The organism is Mycolicibacterium thermoresistibile, assembly GCF_900187065.1.
Classification (GTDB): domain Bacteria; phylum Actinomycetota; class Actinomycetes; order Mycobacteriales; family Mycobacteriaceae; genus Mycobacterium; species Mycobacterium thermoresistibile.
Map to the genome: position 1 here is coordinate 1,113,328 of NZ_LT906483.1, position 19,670 is coordinate 1,132,997.

The 19,670-nt window shown below is 69.5% G+C and carries 19 protein-coding genes and 1 pseudogene; 16 read left to right on the forward strand and 4 right to left on the reverse strand.

Annotated features, from left to right (window positions below):
- The first annotated feature begins 37 nt into the window (after window positions 1-37).
- From alr to groL, 8 genes are all read left to right on the forward strand, one after another.
- On the forward strand, window positions 38-1,258 hold the full coding sequence (gene alr, locus CKW28_RS05130; protein WP_003928049.1) for an alanine racemase: 1,221 nt from the start codon (window positions 38-40) through the stop codon (window positions 1,256-1,258).
- 164 nt (window positions 1,259-1,422) lie between these two features.
- Window positions 1,423-2,478 (forward strand): alpha/beta fold hydrolase, encoded by a 1,056-nt coding sequence (locus CKW28_RS05135; protein WP_050812137.1) that lies wholly within the window; start codon window positions 1,423-1,425, stop codon window positions 2,476-2,478.
- Window positions 2,471-2,950, forward strand: coding sequence for a tRNA (adenosine(37)-N6)-threonylcarbamoyltransferase complex ATPase subunit type 1 TsaE (gene tsaE / locus CKW28_RS05140; RefSeq protein WP_003928051.1), 480 nt, complete (start codon window positions 2,471-2,473; stop codon window positions 2,948-2,950). Before CKW28_RS05135 ends, tsaE begins: the two co-directional genes overlap by 8 nt.
- Entirely contained in the window at window positions 2,947-3,585 is a 639-nt protein-coding gene (gene tsaB, locus CKW28_RS05145) for a tRNA (adenosine(37)-N6)-threonylcarbamoyltransferase complex dimerization subunit type 1 TsaB (RefSeq protein ID WP_003928052.1), read from the forward strand. Before tsaE ends, tsaB begins: the two co-directional genes overlap by 4 nt.
- A complete protein-coding gene (gene rimI, locus CKW28_RS05150) occupies window positions 3,582-4,076 on the forward strand; it encodes a ribosomal protein S18-alanine N-acetyltransferase (RefSeq protein WP_003928053.1) in 495 nt (164 codons plus the stop codon). The genes tsaB and rimI overlap by 4 nt, the downstream gene beginning before the upstream one ends.
- Entirely contained in the window at window positions 4,073-5,095 is a 1,023-nt protein-coding gene (gene tsaD / locus CKW28_RS05155; RefSeq protein ID WP_003928054.1) for a tRNA (adenosine(37)-N6)-threonylcarbamoyltransferase complex transferase subunit TsaD, read from the forward strand. The genes rimI and tsaD overlap by 4 nt, the downstream gene beginning before the upstream one ends.
- 184 nt (window positions 5,096-5,279) lie before the next feature.
- The gene (gene groES / locus CKW28_RS05160; RefSeq protein ID WP_003928055.1) at window positions 5,280-5,582 is read left to right on the forward strand and encodes a co-chaperone GroES; all 303 of its coding nucleotides are present in this window, start codon (window positions 5,280-5,282) and stop codon (window positions 5,580-5,582) included.
- Window positions 5,583-5,667: 85 nt separating this feature from the next.
- Window positions 5,668-7,281 carry a chaperonin GroEL gene (groL, locus tag CKW28_RS05165; RefSeq protein ID WP_003928056.1) on the forward strand — a complete coding sequence of 538 codons (1,614 nt, stop codon included), beginning with the start codon at window positions 5,668-5,670 and terminating at the stop codon, window positions 7,279-7,281.
- A 103-nt stretch (window positions 7,282-7,384) separates the two neighbouring features.
- Here groL and CKW28_RS05170 read toward each other — a convergent pair whose 3' ends face one another.
- Window positions 7,385-8,431, reverse strand: coding sequence for an NAD(P)-dependent alcohol dehydrogenase (locus CKW28_RS05170; RefSeq protein ID WP_040548746.1), 1,047 nt, complete (start codon window positions 8,429-8,431; stop codon window positions 7,385-7,387).
- Between the two features lie 318 nt (window positions 8,432-8,749).
- Here CKW28_RS05170 and CKW28_RS05175 point away from each other — a divergent pair, with 318 nt between their 5' ends.
- Window positions 8,750-9,805, forward strand: coding sequence for a 3-deoxy-7-phosphoheptulonate synthase (locus tag CKW28_RS05175; RefSeq protein WP_003928058.1), 1,056 nt, complete (start codon window positions 8,750-8,752; stop codon window positions 9,803-9,805).
- Between the two features lie 62 nt (window positions 9,806-9,867).
- Here the strand turns inward: CKW28_RS05175 and CKW28_RS05180 are convergent, their stop codons facing one another.
- Complete coding sequence (locus tag CKW28_RS05180; protein ID WP_003928059.1) at window positions 9,868-10,644, reverse strand: DeoR/GlpR family DNA-binding transcription regulator; 777 nt, start codon at window positions 10,642-10,644, stop codon at window positions 9,868-9,870.
- Between the two features lie 169 nt (window positions 10,645-10,813).
- Between CKW28_RS05180 and tal the strand changes: the two are divergent.
- From tal to fgd, 4 genes and pseudogenes are all read left to right on the forward strand, one after another.
- Window positions 10,814-11,928 (forward strand): annotated as a pseudogene (gene tal, locus CKW28_RS05185) (transaldolase).
- Between the two features lie 24 nt (window positions 11,929-11,952).
- A complete protein-coding gene (gnd, locus tag CKW28_RS05190) occupies window positions 11,953-12,972 on the forward strand; it encodes a phosphogluconate dehydrogenase (NAD(+)-dependent, decarboxylating) (RefSeq protein ID WP_003928062.1) in 1,020 nt (339 codons plus the stop codon).
- A gap of 26 nt (window positions 12,973-12,998) precedes the next feature.
- The gene (gene pgi, locus CKW28_RS05195) at window positions 12,999-14,603 is read left to right on the forward strand and encodes a glucose-6-phosphate isomerase (RefSeq protein ID WP_003928063.1); all 1,605 of its coding nucleotides are present in this window, start codon (window positions 12,999-13,001) and stop codon (window positions 14,601-14,603) included.
- Window positions 14,600-15,634 carry a glucose-6-phosphate dehydrogenase (coenzyme-F420) gene (gene fgd / locus CKW28_RS05200; protein ID WP_040548748.1) on the forward strand — a complete coding sequence of 345 codons (1,035 nt, stop codon included), beginning with the start codon at window positions 14,600-14,602 and terminating at the stop codon, window positions 15,632-15,634. Before pgi ends, fgd begins: the two co-directional genes overlap by 4 nt.
- A 14-nt stretch (window positions 15,635-15,648) precedes the next feature.
- On the opposite strand, the gene CKW28_RS05205 is transcribed toward fgd, so the two are convergent.
- A complete protein-coding gene (locus CKW28_RS05205) occupies window positions 15,649-15,942 on the reverse strand; it encodes a WhiB family transcriptional regulator (protein ID WP_003928065.1) in 294 nt (97 codons plus the stop codon).
- A 452-nt stretch (window positions 15,943-16,394) separates the two neighbouring features.
- Here CKW28_RS05205 and CKW28_RS05210 point away from each other — a divergent pair, with 452 nt between their 5' ends.
- From CKW28_RS05210 to CKW28_RS05220, 3 genes are read left to right on the forward strand one after another with little or no spacing between them, the layout of a single operon-like run.
- Complete coding sequence (locus CKW28_RS05210) at window positions 16,395-17,240, forward strand: hypothetical protein (RefSeq protein WP_003928066.1); 846 nt, start codon at window positions 16,395-16,397, stop codon at window positions 17,238-17,240.
- A 54-nt stretch (window positions 17,241-17,294) separates the two neighbouring features.
- Entirely contained in the window at window positions 17,295-17,873 is a 579-nt protein-coding gene (locus tag CKW28_RS05215) for a sigma-70 family RNA polymerase sigma factor (RefSeq protein WP_003928067.1), read from the forward strand.
- Window positions 17,866-19,116 (forward strand): anti-sigma-D factor RsdA, encoded by a 1,251-nt coding sequence (locus CKW28_RS05220; protein WP_003928068.1) that lies wholly within the window; start codon window positions 17,866-17,868, stop codon window positions 19,114-19,116. The genes CKW28_RS05215 and CKW28_RS05220 overlap by 8 nt, the downstream gene beginning before the upstream one ends.
- A 152-nt stretch (window positions 19,117-19,268) precedes the next feature.
- Here the strand turns inward: CKW28_RS05220 and CKW28_RS05225 are convergent, their stop codons facing one another.
- A complete protein-coding gene (locus tag CKW28_RS05225) occupies window positions 19,269-19,667 on the reverse strand; it encodes a DUF5319 domain-containing protein (protein ID WP_040548791.1) in 399 nt (132 codons plus the stop codon).
- Window positions 19,668-19,670: the final 3 nt, after the last annotated feature.

Below are 19,670 nucleotides of genomic sequence, written 5' to 3' on the forward strand. Positions count from 1 at the left end.
GGACCGCTCGCCGGGTTCTGGGACAATCGGGGGCGTTATGGGCTCCGACACGACCGGGCACCCGGCGCAGCGCACGGTGTCGTCCGCCACCGCAGAGGCGGTGGTGGACCTCGGCGCGATCGCGCACAACGTGCGGGTGGTGCGGGAACGTGCCGGATCGGCGCAGGTGATGGCCGTGGTGAAGGCCGACGGCTACGGTCACGGCGCCACCGCGGTCGCCCGCACCGCACTGGCGGCCGGCGCCACCGAACTCGGGGTGGCCACGGTCGGCGAGGCGCTGGCGCTGCGCCGTGACGGGGTCACCGCCCCGGTGCTGTCCTGGCTGAACCCGCCCGGCACCGACTACGCCCCCGCGCTGCGGGCGCAGATCGAGGTGGCGGTGTCGTCGCGCCGTCAACTCGACGAGGTCCTCGACGCCGCGCGCCGCACCGGGGTGACCGCGACGCTGAGCGTCAAGGTGGACACCGGACTGAACCGCAACGGGGTCAGCCGTGCGGAGTATCCCGAGGTACTGGCGGCGGTGCGGCGCGCCCAGGCCGAGGGGGCGATCCGGCTGCGCGCCGTCATGAGCCATCTGGTGGCCGCCGACGAACCCGACAACCCGGTGACCGACATTCAGCGGCAACGCTTCTCGGAGATGCGGGCGCAGGCCCGTGACGCCGGCCTGCGGTTCGAGATCGCCCACCTGTGCAATTCGGCCGGCACGATGAGCCGGCCGGATCTGGCCTTCGACATGGTCCGCGCCGGAATCGCGGTGTACGGCCTGAGCCCGATCCCGCAGCGCGGTGACCTCGGGTTGAAACCCGCCATGACCCTCAAATGCCCGGTGGCGCTGGTGAAACAGGTCCGTGCCGGTGAGGGGGTGTCCTACGGGCATGCGTGGACCGCGGACCGCGACACCACCATCGCGCTGCTGCCGATCGGTTACGCGGACGGGGTGTTCCGGCCGCTGAGCAACCGGTTCGAGGTGCTGATCAACGGGCGTCGGCACCGCAATGTCGGCCGGGTGTGCATGGACCAGTTCGTCGTCGACCTCGGACCCGGCCCCGTCGACGTCACCGAAGGCGACGAGGCGATCCTGTTCGGGCCGGGCGATTCGGGCGAGCCGTCGGCGCAGGACTGGGCCGATCTGCTGGACACCATCCACTACGAGGTGGTGACCAGTCCGCGCGGCCGGGTGGTGCGCACGTACCGGGAGGCGGATGCCCGGGCCGCGGCGCCCCGGCACGCCGGCCGTTCGGAGGTGGGTTCGGTGTGACCGGGTCGTCGGGTGAGGCTGCGCCCCGGCCGCGTCGACGCCGCAGCTGGGATGAACAGATCGTGCGCCGTGCCACCAGGAGCGCCACCCGGGTGGCGGACGCCTCCGACGCCGAGGACACATCGAAGCCACGCGTGGTGAAGTACCCGAAGTTGACGGCCGGGGTGGCGGGGCTGACCGCCGTCGGCACGGTCGCCGGTGTCTCGGCGGCCCGTTCGTTACGCCGCCGTCGCCGCATAGACCCTTATGAGGGCGAGGATTTCGCGCTGTTGGAGGCCGACCGCGCGGTGGTGGTCACCACCCCAGACGGTGTGCCGCTGGTGGTGCGTGAGGTGGGGCCCATCACCGCACCGGTCACCGTGGTGTTCGCACACGGCTGGTGTCTGCGGATGGGCGCCTTCCACTTTCAGCGGGCCCGGCTCGAGCAGGAGTGGGGCGATCAGGTCCGGATGGTGTTCTACGACCAGCGCGGCCACGGACAGTCCGGCGAGGCGCACACCGAGACCTACACCGTGCCCCAGTTGGGACAGGACCTGGAGACCGTGCTGCGGGTGGTCGTTCCGCGCGGACCGATCGTGCTGGTGGGACACTCCATGGGCGGGATGACGGTGCTGTCCCACGCCCGCCAGTTCCCGCGGCGCTACGGACGCCGGATCGTCGGCGCCGCGGTGATCTCCTCGGCGGCCGAGGGGTTGCCGCGCTCCCCGCTGGGCGAGATCCTGCAGAACCCGGCGCTGGAGGCGTTCCGGTTCGCCGCCCGCTACGCGCCCGGACTGGTGCACCGCACCCGCGGTGCGGCCTGGACGGTGCTGCGACCGATCCTCCGGGCCGCGTCCTTCGGCAGCGACCGGGTGAGCCCCAGCGTGATGGCGTTCTCGGAGAGCATGATCCAGAACACCCCGATCGCCACCCTGGTCGAGTTCATGCACGCCCTGGAGGTGCACGACGAGACCGCGGCGCTTCCGGTGCTGGCCCGCATCCCCACGCTGATCGCCTGCGGCAGCGACGATGTGCTCACTCCGGCGGTACATTCGAAGAGGATGGCCGCGGCGCTGCCCGATTCCGAACTGCTCATCGTCGAGGGCGCCGGCCATCTCGTGCAGTTGGAGGCGCCGGAAGTGATCAACGACGCGCTGGTGCGGCTGGTGCAGCGGGCGACCCCGTCCACGCTGGTGGCCCTGACCCGGCGGATACGCGACAAGGTGCGTCCCCATGACTGAGTCGCGCAGGGAGAACCGCGCCGGTACCGCTGAGTTGCCCACGGCCGCAGACACTCTCGCCCTCGGCAAGCGGCTCGGCGCGGACCTGCGCGCCGGTGACGTGGTGGTGTTGTCCGGTCCGCTGGGGGCCGGGAAAACGGTGCTGGCCAAAGGGATCGCCGAAGCCCTGGACGTCGAGGGTCCGGTGACGTCGCCGACCTTCGTGCTGGCCCGGGTACACCGTCCCCGCCGCCCCGGTGCCCCGGCCATGGTGCACGTCGACATGTACCGGTTGCTGGACACCCCCGGGGTGGACCTGCCGGCCGAACTCGACTCGCTCGACCTCGACACCGATCTCGACGATGCCGTCGTCGTGGTCGAATGGGGTGAAGGGGTGGTCGAACGGCTCGCCGAGCGGCATCTGGAGATCCGGTTGGAACGCGCACCGGCGTCGGAGGTGCGCACCGCGATGTGGCGTTGGAGCGGTGCATGACCATGTTGATCCTCACCATCGACACCGCCACCCCCGCCGTCAGCGCCGGGGTGGTCCGGCGCACCCCCGCCGGCGAGGAGTTGCTGGCCGAGAAGGTCACCGTGGACGCCCGGGCGCACGCCGAGCGGCTCACCCCGAACGTGGTCGCCGCGCTGGCGGAAGCCGGGCTGGCGTTCGACGACCTCGACGCGGTGGTGGTCGGCTGCGGACCGGGACCGTTCACCGGCCTGCGGGTGGGAATGGCCAGCGCGGCCGCCTACGGTCACGCCCTGGACATCCCGGTGCACGGGGTGTGCAGCCTGGACGCCATCGGCGTCGACACCGCGGACACCGCCGGGCACGTGCTGGTGGTGACCGATGCCCGCCGGCGCGAGGTCTACTGGGCGCGGTATCGCGGCGGGGTGCGGACCGACGGACCCGCCGTCGACTCCCCGGCCGACGTCCCGACCGCGGACGCGGTGGCTGGCTCGCGCGACCACATCGGCCTGTTCGACCTACCGGCGTTGCCGCCGGCCCGGCCCACCCCGGTCGGCCTGGTGCGGGTGGTGCCGGACTGGGACAGCCCGCCGGCCGCCCTGAAACCGCTGTATCTGCGCCGGCCCGACGCGAAACCGGCGGTGGCGAGAAACCGATGACGGCGCCGGACCGCGATCGCGACACCGGGGTGGTGCTGACCCCGCTGACCCCCGCCGACGCCCGCCGGTGCGCCGAGCTGGAACTGGAACTGTTCGGCGGGGACGACCCGTGGCCGGTCGCGGCGTTCCGCGCCGAGATCGCGGTGCCGCACAACCGCTACCTCGCCGCCCGCGACACCACCCGTCCCACCGGCGACCTGCTCGTCGGATACGGCGGGATCTCGCGGCTCGGCCGGAAACCGCCGTACGAGTACGAGATCCACACCATCGCGATCGACCCGGCCTATCAGGGCCGGGGCATCGGGCGGCGGTTGCTCGACGAGCTGCTGGCGTTCGCCGACGGCGCCACCGTGTACCTGGAGGTCCGCACCGACAACGAGCCGGCCATCAACCTCTACGAGTCGGCCGGGTTCACGCGGATCGGGCTGCGCCGCCGCTACTACCGGCAGAGCGGCGCCGACGCCTACACCATGAGACGGGACCCGACATGATCATCCTGGCCATCGAGAGCTCCTGCGACGAAACCGGGGTCGGCATCGCCGAGCTCGCTCCGGACGGTTCGGTGACCCTGTTGGCCGACGAGGTCGCGTCCAGCGTCGACGAACACGCCCGGTTCGGCGGGGTGGTGCCCGAGATCGCGTCCCGGGCACATCTGGAGGCCCTGCAACCCACCATGCGCCGGGCCCTGGCCGCGGCGGGTGTGCGGCGCCCGGATGTGGTGGCGGCCACCATCGGTCCCGGTCTGGCCGGGGCGCTGCTGGTGGGGGTGGCGGCGGCGAAGGCCTACGCCGCCGCGTGGCAGGTGCCGTTCTATGCCGTCAACCACCTCGGCGGCCACCTGGCCGCCGACGTCTACGAGCACGGCCCGTTGCCGGAGAGCGTCGGGCTGCTGGTGTCGGGCGGGCACACCCACCTGCTGCACGTGCGGTCTCTGGGGGAGCCGATCATCGAACTCGGCAGCACTGTCGATGACGCCGCGGGGGAGGCCTACGACAAGGTGGCCCGGCTGCTCGGGCTGGGCTATCCGGGCGGACGGGTGCTCGACGAACTGGCCCGGCAGGGCGATTCGACGGCGATCACCTTTCCGCGCGGGATGACCGGCCCGCGCGACGCCCCATACTCGTTCAGCTTCTCCGGTCTCAAGACCGCGGTGGCGCGTTATGTGGAGTCCCATCCCGACGCCGCGCCGGCCGATATCGCCGCCGGATTCCAGGAGGCGGTGGCCGACGTGCTCACCGCGAAGGCGGTGCGCGCCTGCACCGACCTGGGTGTGTCGACGCTGCTGATCGCCGGGGGCGTGGCGGCCAACTCCCGGTTGCGTGAGTTGGCGGCCGAGCGGTGCGCCGAAGCCGCTCTGACGCTGCGCATCCCGCGTCCGCGGCTGTGCACCGACAACGGCGCGATGATCGCCTCCTACGCCGCGCACCTCATCGCCGCGGGCGCCGCCCCGTCGCCGCTGGACTGTGCCAGCGATCCGGGGTTGCCGGTGGTGCAGGGTCAGGTGGTGTGACCGGCGGCGTTAGGCACCGGGTCCACCTTGAGTGCTAGCACTCTCGGGTATAGAGTGCTAGGTGGCAGACGTACCACCTGCGCCGGCACCCGCGACGACGGCGCACGGACGCTTGCCGAACAACCTGTAATCACGAACCGATCCGGGACCCCGGATCGCACCCGAACTAGTGGAGGGCTCCATCGTGGCGAGCGTGAACATCAAGCCACTCGAGGACAAGATCCTCGTACAGGCCAACGAGGCTGAGACGACCACCGCCTCGGGCCTGGTCATTCCCGACACCGCCAAGGAGAAGCCGCAGGAAGGCACTGTCGTCGCGGTCGGCCCTGGCCGCTGGGACGAGGACGGCGAGAAGCGGATTCCGCTGGACGTCAAGGAAGGCGACACCGTCATCTACAGCAAGTACGGCGGCACCGAGATCAAGTACAACGGCGAGGAGTACCTGATCCTGTCGGCTCGCGACGTGCTGGCGGTCGTCAACAAGTAGTAGTCATGCCCGCCCCGGAAACCCCCACACGGACGTGATGGGTGGTTTCCGGGGCGGTGTGGCTTAACGGAGTCAGGACAGACATATGAGCAAGCTGATTGAGTACAACGAGATCGCGCGCCGGGCTTTGGAGACCGGTGTCGACAAGCTCGCCGACGCGGTCAAGGTGACGCTCGGCCCGCGCGGCCGGCATGTGGTCCTGGCCAAGGCGTTCGGCGGCCCGCAGGTGACCAACGACGGTGTCACCATCGCCCGCGAGATCGAGCTCGAGGATCCGTTCGAGAACCTCGGTGCGCAGCTGGTGAAGTCGGTCGCCACCAAGACCAACGACATCGCCGGTGACGGCACCACCACCGCGACCGTGCTCGCCCAGGCGCTGGTCCAGGCGGGTCTGAAGAATGTGGCCGCCGGTGCGAACCCGCTGGCTCTGGGCTCGGGTATCGCGAAGGCCGCCGACGCGGTCGGCGAGGCGCTGCTGGCTGCGGCCACGCCGGTCAAGGACAGGAGCGCCATCGCGCAGGTCGCCACCGTGTCGTCGCGGGACCCGGAGATCGGCGAGATGGTCGCCGAGGCGATGACCCGGGTCGGCCACGACGGTGTGGTGACCGTCGAGGAGTCGTCGACCCTGGACACCGAGGTGGAGATCACCGAGGGTGTCGGCTTCGACAAGGGTTACCTGTCGGCGTACTTCGTCACCGACTTCGACACCCAGCAGGCGGTGCTCGAGGACGCCTACGTGCTGCTGCACCGGGAGAAGATCAGCTCGCTGCCGGATCTGCTGCCGCTGCTGGAGAAGGTGGCCGAGTCCGGTAAGCCGCTGCTGGTCATCGCCGAGGACGTCGAGGGTGAGGCGCTGTCCACCCTGGTCGTCAACGCGATCCGCAAGACGCTGAAGGCCGTCGCGGTCAAGGCGCCGTTCTTCGGTGACCGCCGCAAGGCGTTCCTGGAGGACCTCGCCATCGTCACCGGCGGTCAGGTGGTCAACCCCGACGTCGGCCTGGTGCTGCGTGAGGTCGGCCTGGAGGTGCTCGGCACCGCGCGGCGTGTGGTGGTCACCAAGGACGACACCGTGATCGTCGACGGTGGCGGCACCAAGGAGGCGATCGCGGAGCGGGCGGCCCAGCTGCGCAAGGAGATCGAGACCACCGACTCCGACTGGGATCGGGAGAAGCTCGAGGAGCGGCTGGCCAAGCTGGCCGGCGGCGTTGCGGTGATCAAGGTGGGTGCGGCCACCGAGACGGCGCTCAAGGAACGCAAGGAGAGCGTGGAGGACGCCGTCGCCGCCGCCAAGGCCGCGGTCGAGGAGGGCGTCGTCGTCGGGGGCGGGGTGGCCCTGCTGCAGGTCCGCCCGGCGCTCGACAAACTGCGCGACTCGCTGTCCGGTGACGAGGCGCTCGGTGTGTCGATCTTCGCCGAGGCGTTGTCGGCGCCGCTGTACTGGATCGCCACCAACGCCGGCCTGGACGGTTCGGTGGTGGTGGCCAAGGTCGCCGAGATGCCGGACAACCACGGCTTCAACGCCGCGACCCTCAGCTACGGCGACCTGATGGCCGACGGTGTCATCGACCCGGCGAAGGTCACCCGGACCGCGGTGCTCAACGCCGCCTCGGTGGCGCGGATGGTGCTGACCACCGAGACGGCGGTCGTGGAGAAGCCCGAGGAGGAGCAGGACGACCACGGGCACGGCCACGTGCACTGATCCCGACTGACCCGCACGAGTCACAGGACACCCCCGGTCATTCGGCCGGGGGTGTCTTGTCTGTTCCGCAGCTCCGACGTCAGGAACGACGTCAGAGACACCGTCAGGGCACGATGACGGCGCGGCCGCGCACCCTGCCCGCGCGCAGATCGCGGTAGGCCTGCAGGGCGTCGTCGAGCGGGTAGGTCGTGGACTCCACGTGGACCAGACCCCTGGCCGCCAGGTCCAGCAGTTCGACGAGTTCCGGCCGGGTGCCCCAGTAGGTCGTCTGGATGCTCACCTCGTAGGGCTGGGAGAAGAACGACAGCGGCACCGAACCGCCCGCGATGCCCACGATCGTCACATCCCCGAGCGGGCGGGCCGCCGCGCGGGCGAGTTCGATCGTCGCGTCAGCGCCCACGAAATCCAGCAGCACGTCCGCGCCGCGGCCTCCGGTGAGCTCCCAGATCGCCTCGACCGCCTGCTCGTCGGACCTGACGACGTGGTCGGCGCCCATCTCCCGGGCCAACTCGAGGGCCTCCGATCGGTTGTCGACCGCGATCAGGCGTGCCGCCGTGGTCGCCTTGACGAGCTGCACCGCCACGTGGCCCAGCCCGCCGACGCCGATCACGACCGCCGTCGACGTCGGGGTCAGCTTCGGCCACGACCTCCGGATGGCGTGGTAAGGGGTCAGCCCGGCGTCGGTGAGCGCCGCGGCGGTCACCGGCGTCATCGACTCGGGCAGCTTCACCACCAGCCGCTCCGCCGGCACCAGGAGGTACTCGGCCATGCCGCCGTCCATGCCGAGCCCGGCGCCTCCGCTGAGCACCGGGGCACCGGCCGGGTTCTCGCAGTAGTTCTCCGCTCCGCCCATGCAACGCTCGCAGGTGCCGCAGCCCCACGGCCCGTACACGGCCACCGCATCGCCCTCCGTCACGGTGCCGACGCCCGCGCCGACGGCGGCGACCCAGCCGGCGTTCTCATGGCCGAGCGTGAACGGCAGTTGCCACGGCATCATCCCGGGCTCGAAGTCGTGCATGAGGTGCAGGTCGGAGTGGCAGGCACCGGCGCCGCCGATCTTGACGAGGACCTGCCCGGGTCCCGGGGTGGGGTCGGGAACCTCGACCAGTTCCGGTTCGCTCTTCCAGTCCATCAGCCGAAGTGCCTTCATATCACCAGTCTCCGCCCGGCAGACGCAGGAAACCCCTCGATACGCCGTATTTCGGGCGAGTTCGCGGCGGTTCGCCGGTGACGGGGGTCACCCCGGATTTGGCCTGGCGCCGGACGCGGTATAGCCTGGGCGGCGTGAACATCGGTGTGTGTGCCGGCTATTGGCGCTTTATCAAGGCTCCGGGCGGAGCCGATAAGGCACGGCGTTAGCACGCATCCACCCGGAGCCCAAGGCAGTGACCAGCAGGTCGCTGCCTTTCGTCATTGAAGAGGGCACCGGGTTGCACCAGGTGCCCACAACCAGGAAAGGCACCCGTACATGAACTCGGCGCAGATCACGACAGCACCCAAGACGTCGGACCGGCGCATCCGTGGCTTCCTCGAGATCCCCAGCCCGCACGACGTGCTCAGCGAGTTCCCGCTGGGCGCGCGCCGCGCGGAGCTGGTCGCCCGCGACCGGGACGAGATCGCCGACATCCTCGCCGGCCGCGACGACCGCCTGCTCGCGGTGGTCGGCCCCTGCTCGGTGCACGACCCGGCCGCCGCGCTGGATTACGCCAGCCGGCTGGTCAAGGTCGCCGAGGAGCTCCGGGACGACCTCAAGGTCGTGATGCGGGTGTACTTCGAGAAGCCGCGCACCACGGTGGGCTGGAAAGGCCTGATCAACGACCCGGCGATGGACGGCACGTTCGACGTGGCGCGGGGGCTGCGCATCGCGCGGCAGCTGCTGCTCGACGTCATCGACATCGGTCTGCCGGTGGGGTGTGAGTTCCTGGAGCCGAACAGCCCGCAGTACATCGCCGACGCGGTGGCGTGGGGTGCGATCGGCGCCCGCACCACCGAATCCCAGGTTCATCGCCAGCTGGCGTCCGGGCTGTCCATGCCGGTCGGGTTCAAGAACGGCACCGACGGCAACATCCAGGTCGCGGTGGACGGTGTGAAGGCCGCCGCTGCTCCGCACGTGTTCTTCGGCATGGACGATCTCGGTCGCGGTGCGCTGGTCAGCACCGAGGGCAATGAGGACTGCCACGTGATTCTGCGGGGCGGATCCCGGGGCCCGAACTGGGATGCCGAGTCGGTGCGCCAGACCGCCGACATGCTGACCGCCGCCGGACTGCCCGGACGGGTGGTCGTCGACTGCAGCCACGCCAACTCCGGCAAGGACCACGTCCGCCAGGCCGAGGTGGCCGTCGAGGTGGCGAAACTGGTCCGCGCGGGCCTGCCGATCAGCGGGGTGATGCTGGAGAGCTTCCTGGTGGCCGGAGCGCAGTCTCCGGACACGAAGCCGCTGACCTACGGGCAGTCGGTCACCGACAAGTGCATGGACTGGGCGACCACCGACTCGGTGCTGCGGGAACTGGCCAAGCGGCGTTAGTTCGCGCTCAGCCGCCGCGGCCGGGTGGTCAGCGGCCGTTTCACGTCCCGGTGCCGCCGGGTTCAACCCGGGGTCGGGGCCGGGTCGGCGACGGTGATCAGGTTCTTTCCGAAGACGTCCACCGAATCGGACGGGAGATCCGAATCGGTGATGATCTCGTCGACCTCATCGAGGTCGGCGACCTTGGCGAGCGCACGGTGACCGAATTTTGAGCTGTCCGCGACGACGACGGTGGTGGCGGCCACCTCGAGCATCGCGCGTTTGACGGGGATCTCCAACGTGTTGGTGTTGGTGATGCCGGCGGCGGCGTCGACGGCATCGGCCCCGAGGAACGTCCAGTCCGCGGCATAGTCGAGCAGGAATTCGACCGTCCGCCGGCCGGTCAGGGTGTAGACCGACCCCAGCAGTTCGCCGCCGGCCACCAGTAGCCGGAACCGTCGCAGGTCGGCGATGAACGTCGCGATCCGCAGATCGTTGGTGATCACCGTCAGGTCCTCGTGGTTGCGGAGCCGGACCGCGATCTCGTAGGTGGTCGAGCCGCTGTCGAGGACGACGGTGTCACCGTCCCGCACCCGCTGAACCGCCACCCCGGCGATGGCGGCCTTCTGATCCAGACGCGCCGTCTCCTTCATCGAGTAGGGGAGGTCGGCGCTGACGCCCGGAACCGTGCGGGCCCCACCGTGGGTGCGTTTCACCTGGCCACTGCGGGCGAGTGTATCCAGATCGCGTCGAATCGTCGACGCGTCGACACCCAGTTCCTCAGCGAGTTCCTTGGCCTCGACATACCCCTCGCGCACCAGCCGGTTGAAGATCTCGCGTCGGCGGTCGCTGGCGAGCAAGGCATCACCTCCGGTGTCCCCGCGTGGATGTGGTCGTGGCGCTCTGGTGCCGCAGGCATCGTACGTCCCCGGCACGCCGCTTGACAGAATTCGTGCCTGCAATGCATGATTGCGTGCATTAGCGCACGAATTCGTGCAATCAATTCCATTGACCGGTAGGGGATGACCGTTGCCTGACACCTTGCGGCAACTCGCCGTCGAGGGCGTCTCGATCTGGTTGGATGATCTGAGTAGAGCCCGTTTGATGTCCGGTGATCTGGTGCGGCGTGTCCGCGAAGGGCAGATCGTGGGGGTCACGACCAACCCGGCGATTTTCCGGCAGTCATTGCGTGATTCCGAGCAGTACGAGGACCAGCTGCGTGAATACGCGCACCTGGGTATGGGCGCCACCGAGGCGGTGCGGTCGCTCATGTGCAGCGATGTACGCCGGGCATGCGACATCCTGCGTCCGGTCTACGAATCCACCGCGGGGCAGGACGGCCGGGTCTCGATCGAGGTCGACCCGAACTGGGGGCCGACGACACGCCGCGGACCGTCGCGGAGGCCCGCTTGTTGTGGTGGCTGGTGGACCGGCCGAACGCGATGATCAAGATCCCGGCGACACCGGCGGGGCTGCCCGCGATCAGGGCCTGCCTGGCCGAGGGGATCAGCGTGAACGCGACGCTCATCTTCTCGGTGGAGCGTTACCGCGAGGTGATGGCCGCCTTTCTCGACGGTATGGAACTGGCCCGGAAGAACGGCCACAACCTGGCTGAGATTGCCTCGGTGGCATCCTTTTTCATCTCGCGGGTAGACACCGAGGTGGACCAGCGGCTCGACGGGTCGGACAACCCGAAGGCGCGTGCACTGCGTGGCCGGGCGGCGATCGCCAATGCCACCCTGGCCTATCAGGCGTACAGGCAGACCATGTCCGGACCGCGATGGGCCGGCCTGGCCGACGCCGGTGCACATCCACAACGGCCGTTGTGGGCCTCCACCGGGGTCAAGGATCCGGCCTACGACGACACCCGCTACGTGGTGGAACTGGTGGCGCCCGGCACGGTCAACACCATGCCCGAGGCCACGCTGGTGGCGGTCGCCGAGCACGGGGTGGTGCGTGGGGACCGGATGACCGCGAACTATGTGCCGGCCCGCGCGGTCCATGACGGGCTGTACGAACTCGGGATCGACATGGCCGAGGTCGCCAGGACCTTGGAACAGGCCGGTGTCGCCCAGTTCCAGGATGCCTGGAAGGCACTCATCGACGACGTGTCCACGATGCTGGCACGTCATCGGAAAATCTGACTCTCCGACAACAACGGGGTTCACATGCAACTGGGAATGATCGGTGCGGGCCGCATGGGTTCCGGCCTGGTACGGCGGCTGACAGCGCGGGAGCACTCCTGTGTCGTGTACGACCCCGACCCCGCCGCGGTCGGCCGGCTACCGGACACCCACGTGTCGAGGGCCGAGTCGTTCGCGGAACTGGTCCAGGCACTGGCGATTCCGCGCATCGTGTGGGTGATGGTGCCGGCGGCCCGGACCGGCGAGGTGATCGCCGAACTCGAAGGGTTGATGGAGTTCGACGATGTGATCGTCGACGGCGGAAACTCGTACTACCGGGACGCCATCGCCCGTTCCAGGCGGCTCGCATCGCGCGGGATCCACTATCTCGATGTCGGCACCAGCGGCGGCGTGCACGGCGCCGACCGCGGCTTCTGCCTCATGATCGGAGGTGAGAGCCGGATCGTCGAACGGCTCGAGCCGATCTTCCGGGCGCTCGCCCCCGGGGCGGACACCGCGACCCGTACCCCCGGCCGCACCGGCGGGATCACCCCCGCCGAGCACGGATATCTGCATTGCGGTCCCGCCGGATCCGGCCATTTCGTGAAGATGGTCCACAACGGGGTGGAGTACGGCCAGATGGCCGCACTCGCCGAGGGGATGGCCATCCTGCGTAACGCCGATGTCGGCGCCGAGACGCGGTCCGTCGACGCCGAGACGGCGCCACTGGCGGATGCGGACTGCTACACCTACGACTTCGACATCGCCGACATCCTGGAGGTATGGCGCCGCGGCAGCGTGGTGAGCTCGTGGCTGGTCGACCTCACCGCAGCCGCTGTCTACGCGAACCCGCAGCTGGACGAGTTCTCCGCCGAGGTCGATGATTCCGGAGAGGGCCGGTGGGCGGTGCAGACCGCCGTCGATGAAGGGGTGCCGGCTCCGGTGCTCACCGCGGCCCTGTATGAGCGGTTCGCGTCGCGTGGGGAAGCCGACTATTCACGAAAGGCGTTGTCGGCGATGAGACATGCGTTTGGCGGTCATCGCCGGAAAGGAGCCGCCCGGTGAACCCGAGCCCCCTGAGCCCGAAACCCATGAGCCCCGAATCCACTTCCGCCTGGCGGCGATTGCGAACCCATCGGGAACATCTCTCGGATGTCTCGATCGCGGAGCTCTTCGCCGCGGATCCCGACCGGGGTCCGGCGATGACGGTCGAACACGACGGGATCGTGCTGGATTACTCCAAGAATCTGCTCACCGCGCGCACCGTGGAGCTGCTGGCCGAATTCGCCGCCGAACGTGATCTCGACTCCGGCTTGACGGCGCTGTTCGCCGGCGACCGGATCAACACGAGCGAGAATCGCCCTGCGCTGCACACCGCTCTGCGCGCGCCGGCCGACGATGAGATCATCGTCGACGGAAGTGACGTCGTCCCAGCGGTTCACGACGTCCTGGCCCGGATGGGCGAGTTCGCCACCAGGGTCCGGGACGGAGCGTGGCGAGGCGCCACCGGTGACGCGATCCGCACTGTGGTGAACATCGGTATCGGTGGTTCGGACCTCGGTCCGGCGATGGCGTATCAAGCGCTGCGCCATGCCGCGGAACTCGACGTTCGGTTCGTCGCCAACGTCGACGGTCACGACCTCGCCGGAGTACTGCGCAGTCTGGATCCGGCGACAACGTTGTTCATCGTCTCCTCGAAGACATTCACCACAACCGAGACCCTGCTCAATGCGCACAGCGCCCGCACGTGGCTGCAGTCGGCGCTCGGCGACGACGCCGTGTCGAGACATTTCGTGGCGGTGTCCACCAACACCCGTGCCGTGACCGAATTCGGCATCACAGCGGACAACATGTTCGAGTTCTGGGACTGGGTGGGCGGCCGGTACTCGATACATTCGGCGATCGGGCTTTCTCTGATGCTCGCGATCGGTCCCGGACGGTTCCGGGAGTTCCTCGCCGGCGCGCACTCGATGGACCGGCACTTCCGCACCGCGCCTGTGTTGCAGAACATTCCGATCCTGCTCGCCCTGTTGGGCATCTGGTATCGCAACTTCTGGGGTGCCCAGACCCACGCCGTGCTGCCGTACGACCAGCGACTGTCGCGGCTTCCCGCCTATCTGCAACAGCTGGAGATGGAGAGCAACGGGAAATCGGTCACCCGGGACGGCCACGGGTGCGCAATACCCACCGCACCTGTCATCTGGGGGGAGCCGGGCACCAACGGACAACATGCCTTCTTTCAGTTGCTGCACCAGGGTTCGGTCCTGGTGCCATGCGACTTCATCGGCGTTCTCCGACCGGGACACGACCTGGCCGGGCACCACGACGTTCTGATGGCCAACCTGTTCGCCCAGACCGAGGCGTTGGCGTTCGGACGTCCGCAACCCGACAACGGCCCGGCTCCCGCGCACCGCAGATTCCCCGGCAACCGTCCGAGCAGCACCATTCTGCTGCCGAGCCTCACGCCCTACACCCTCGGACAGCTCATCGCCCTCTACGAACACAAGGTCTTCACCCAGGGGTGGCTCTGGGGCATCAACTCGTTCGACCAGTGGGGCGTGGAGCTGGGAAAGGTCCTGGCCGCGCGGATCACAACGGAATTCGGCCCAGACGCCGGCCACGCTCACGACAGCTCGACCAATGCCCTGATCGCCCGCTACCGAAAAGCCCGGAGCGAAACCGCAGGGCAGGCATGACACACGACAGCAGAAGGGCATCGGTGAACCTCAAACTGGGATACAAGGCATCGGCGGAGCAGTTCAGCCCTCGGGAACTCGTCGAGCTGGGCGTACTCGCGGAAGCGCACGGGATGGACAGCGCCGCCGTCAGCGACCACTTCCAGCCCTGGCGGCACAACGGCGGCCATGCTCCGTTCGCGCTCGCGTGGATGGCCGCGGTCGGCGAGCGGACCACCACGCTCGCGCTGGGCACATCGGTGCTGACCCCGACATTCCGCTACAACCCCGCGGTGATCGCCCAGGCCTTCGCCACCATGGGGTGCCTCTTCCCCGGTCGGATCATGCTGGGTGTCGGCACCGGAGAAGCGCTCAACGAGATCGCCACCGGCGGGGCCGGCGAATGGCCGAGGTTCACCGAGCGGTTCGCCCGGCTCCGGGAGGCGGTGACGCTGATGCGCGCACTGTGGTCCGGTGATCGGGTCGACTTCGACGGCGACTACTACACCGCGCGGGGCGCATCGATATATGACGTGCCCGACGACGGCATCCCGGTCTACATCGCCGCCGGTGGCCCGACCGTCGCCCGTTATGCGGGGACGGCCGGCGACGGATTCATCTGCACCTCCGGCAAAGGGATGGACCTGTACACACAGAAACTGATGCCGGCGGTGACCGAGGGCGCCCGCGCGGCCGGGCGCGAACCCGACCAGATCGATCGCATGATCGAGATCAAGATCTCCTACGATCCGGACCCCGCGCAGGCGCTCGAGAACACCCGATTCTGGGCGCCGCTGTCATTGACCCCCGAACAGAAACACTCCATCGACGACCCGGTCGAGATGGAGCGGATCGCCGACAGACTGCCGATCGAACAGATCGCCAGACGCTGGATCGTCGCCTCCGACCCCGATCAGGCGGTCGACGAGATCAAGCAGTACGTTGACGCCGGGTTCAACCACCTGGTGTTCCACGCCCCCGGAAGCGACCAGCCCCGTTTCCTGACGCTGTTCGAGAAGGACCTCGCCCCGCGACTGCGGTCATTGCAGTGACCCCGGGTCGCGACTCAGGCCGACCGGCGGAACCCGCCCCGCTTCAGCAGCATCTCCCGTTCGCTCTCACCCAGACCACCCCAGATGCCGTAGGGCTCACCCACCGACAGGGCGTGGGTGCGGCACTGGACGATCACCGGGCACTGCCGGCAGAGCGCCTTGGCGCGCATCTCACGCTCCGCGCGCGCCCGCCCGCGCTCTCCGTCGGGGTGGAAGAACACCGACGAATCAACGCCCCGGCAAACACCCTTCATCTGCCAGTCCCACATGTCGGCGTTCGGGCCGGGCAGCTGTTGTGGCTGTGGCATGGGAAACCCCTCCCTACGCATCCAATTCTTTGACCCTGGAATGCGTGAGTTCATGGAACTGATCGAGCAACTGTCGCCGATGACCACTCGTGCCCATAAGATAGGGAGGCTCAATAAATCGAGTCAATAGCGACCCGCTGTGTCCAACGCCATATGCCCAGCTCAGGAGTTTACCTCACGTTCATCTTTGCGCCGGTGTGAGGACGTTCTGGGCGGGAATTTCGGCCCGGAGGGCAACATTTCACACCTGAATTCGGCTATTTCTTCCCGCATTTGGGATGCGGGCATTCAGGGCGACCGAATCCATTAACGATTCTGTAACCTTGGCACCACAAACTATTAACGAAATGATTCGCCGACGATCGGCGGCGCTCGTCGTCCCGTCCCGGCAAAGTCGTCATCAGGGTGGCCCGCCGCTCTCCGGCGGATCCCTTGGTAGCGTCATCGCTTCGATGGCATCGAGGACGTGCGGGACCTCCGGCACCGCGGGGGAGGTTCTGACCAGTGCCGCGTTCGGCGAGGATCCGGGCCGCTGGCCGCTACCACCCGCCGCGACACCGCATGAACTGTGGCTGCGCGCGGTCGCCGCCGGTGGGCAGGGCCGCTACGGGACCGCGCTCGCCGATCTCGACACGCTGCGCCGCGGATGCGCCGGCGGCGCGCACCACTCGCTGGCCCACAGCACCCACGCCTCGTTCCTGCGCCAACTCGGCGGTCACGCCCACGCCCGTGGATGGGACGGTCGCGCCTGGGCCGCCGCCGGGAACCACCCCGACGCCGCGGCGGACGCGCTGGTGGGGTTGGCCGCCGACGCTCTCGGGTTGGGCCGGTTCTCCCTCGCGCGACGCCTGCTCGATCGGTCCGCCGTCCCGGCCGCGCAGGGCTCCCAACGGCTCCGGGTCCGGCAGGCCTGGGTCACGGCTGAGCTGGCGATGGCCCGCGGTGACGCCGGCACCGCGGTCACCCACGCCGAACAGGCCGTCGACCTGGCCGCCGCGCTGGGCTCGGCCCGGCACCGGGTCAAGTCCGCGGTGGTGCTGGCCGCTGCCCTGTGCGCCGGCGGCGAGTTGGACCGCTCCCGCCGGATCGCCGACGCGGCCCTGGGCGACACCGAGCGATACGGGCTGGTTCCGTTGCGGTGGGCGGTGTGCTGCCTGCTGGCCGACATCGGCAGCGCGGCGCTGTCACCGGAGCGCGTCGCCGCGGTGCGCGCCGAGGCCGCCGATACAGTGCGACGCAGGGGTGGCGTGTGGACGGCTCGCGACCCGGGCCCCACCGACCCCACCGATAAGGTTTAGCTGAATCACACCGCCGGGCCGCGCCCCGACGTAACGCTGGAGAGATCGCCCACGATGACACTTTCGGGAGAACGTCTCGATGCTGTCGTTGCTGAGGCAGTGGCCGGCGATCGGGACGCCCTCCGTCACGTGTTGGAAACCATCCGTCCACTCGTCCTGCGGTATTGCCGGGCGAGGGTCGGGGCCGGCGAACGCAGCGGGCTCTCGGCGGATGACGTCGCGCAGGAGGTGTGCTTGGCCGCCATCACGGCGCTGCCGCGCTACAAGGACCAGGGGCGACCGTTCCTGGCCTTTGTGTACGGCATTGCGGCACACAAGGTCGCCGACGCCCACCGGGCCGCGGCGCGGAACCGCGCGGAACCGACGGACGTTCTGCCGGAGCGGATCTCGACCGAGAACGGGCCCGAGCAGATGGCGATCGACGCCGAGTCGTCCGCCCGGATGCAGAAGCTTCTGCAGGTGCTGCCCGAGAAGCAGCGCGAAATCCTCATTCTCCGAGTGGTCGTCGGGATGAGCGCCGAGGAGACCGCCGAGGCCGTCGGCAGCACTGCCGGGGCGGTGCGGGTGGCCCAGCATCGCGCGTTGGCGCGGTTGAAGGCGGAGGTCATGGCAACGGGGCATCATCATGGCTGATTTCGGACGTTGGAACCCCAACTGGAATCCCGATGACGGCGGCCAACCGTCACTGCAGGACATCCATCGGTCCGAGCAGTTCATCGAGGCGCTGTCGACCGGGCGGCCGGTGTATGCCAACGATCCGGGTGAGGACGAGCTGGCCTATCTGATGGCGGGCTGGCGCGACCGGGCCCGCAACGCGCCGATGCGCGCCACCATCACCGAACAGGATGCGGTGGCGGCCCTGCAGCGCGGTCTGCCCCGCCCGCGTGGCGGCGCGCCCAGACCCGGCCGCCGGTTCTCGCTGACCGTGGTCGGCTCCGCCGCGGCCGCGGTGATCTGCCTCGGCGGTTTCGGTGCGCTCGTGGCGGGCGCCGGCCCGGGCGACCCGCTGTACGGACTGCGCACCATGCTGTTCGGCGACGTCGTGCGCGACGACCCGGTGGTGCTCGCGGCGCAGACCCAGCTCGCCGAGGTGGAGCAGCTGATCGCGCAGGGCGACTGGGAGGCCGCCCAGGAGCGCCTGCAGGCCGTGACCACGACGGTCGCGACCGTCGGCGACGAAACGCGCAAACAGGAGCTCGTCGCCGAGTGGCAGGAGCTGTCGGTCAAGGTGGAGTCCCGCAACCCGGACGCCACCGTGCCGCCGGACGCGCCGCCGGTCACCCTACCGGTGATCGATCCGGCGACCAGCACCGAGCCGACCGAGCCCGGCACCCCGTCCACCGAACCGGCCGAACCGGGTGAACCGACCGAACCGGGCGATCCGGACATGCCGGTGGACGGCACCGAACCGACTTCGCCGGGCACCGAGCCGACCGCCGGGCCCGACCAGCCGACGGTGCCCCCGACGGTCGGGCCGACGAGCGAACCGGCCACGAGCGAACCGGCCATGACCGCGCCGACGACGACGGTCCCGACGAGCGCCCCCGGTTCCGCGGTGCGCACGACGACGAGCGCCCCGACCACGGCGACCACGACGTCAGGTTCCACGACGGCAGGGCCGACGGCGGGAGGGCCCACGTCATCGGGGCCGGCGACCGGGCCCACCTCGGTTCCGCGCGAACCCGGGGCGGGTGCAGGCACGACAGAGCCGACCGCCCCGGCAGCCCGGGCCGGCGAGGACGGCGTCGGCGGGGACGGCACTGTCGGCGGGGACGGCGCCTTCGCGGAGGAGACGGTCGGGGAGGTGCCGCAGCTGACCGCCACGACCACGGTGGTGCTGCCGCAATCCGGCGCCGCGGACGCGGCCGGGGACTGACCGCGCGACGCCGGCCCGCCCGGCACCGACCGGGCCGACTCAGCGCGCGCCGACTCGGCTCAGGGGTCAGCGCTCAGGGGGTCAGCGCTCAGGGGGTCAGTGCCCAGGGGATCAGCGCCCAGTCAGTGCCCAGGGGATCAGCGCCCAGAAGATCAGCGGAAGTCGTCCGACGTGGCTTCGTTGAGTACGGCGTCGGCGTAGCCCCGGCAGTAGTCCCACGTGACGTAGGCGTCCGGTTCGGGGTCGTAGGCCGGTTCGTGCGGTCGCACCGTGCCGTCGACGAGCAGCTGCAACAGGTTGGCGCGCAGCATGTCCCAGTCGTGGTAGTGGTCCTGCTGGCATTCGTCGCAGCAGACCACCAGGCCCCGGACACCCTTGGGGCTCAGTAACGCCTCGTAGACCGCCAGGTCGGCGAGATCCGCCTCGACCGCCAGCCGCTCCTGCGGGTCCAGCGGTTGGCCAGGCTCGAGCTCATCGAGGGCCCGTGCGGGATCGTACGGGTCATCGGCGAACGGATCGGGTGGTAAACCCGGTGGCAGATGGTCTCGCACGGC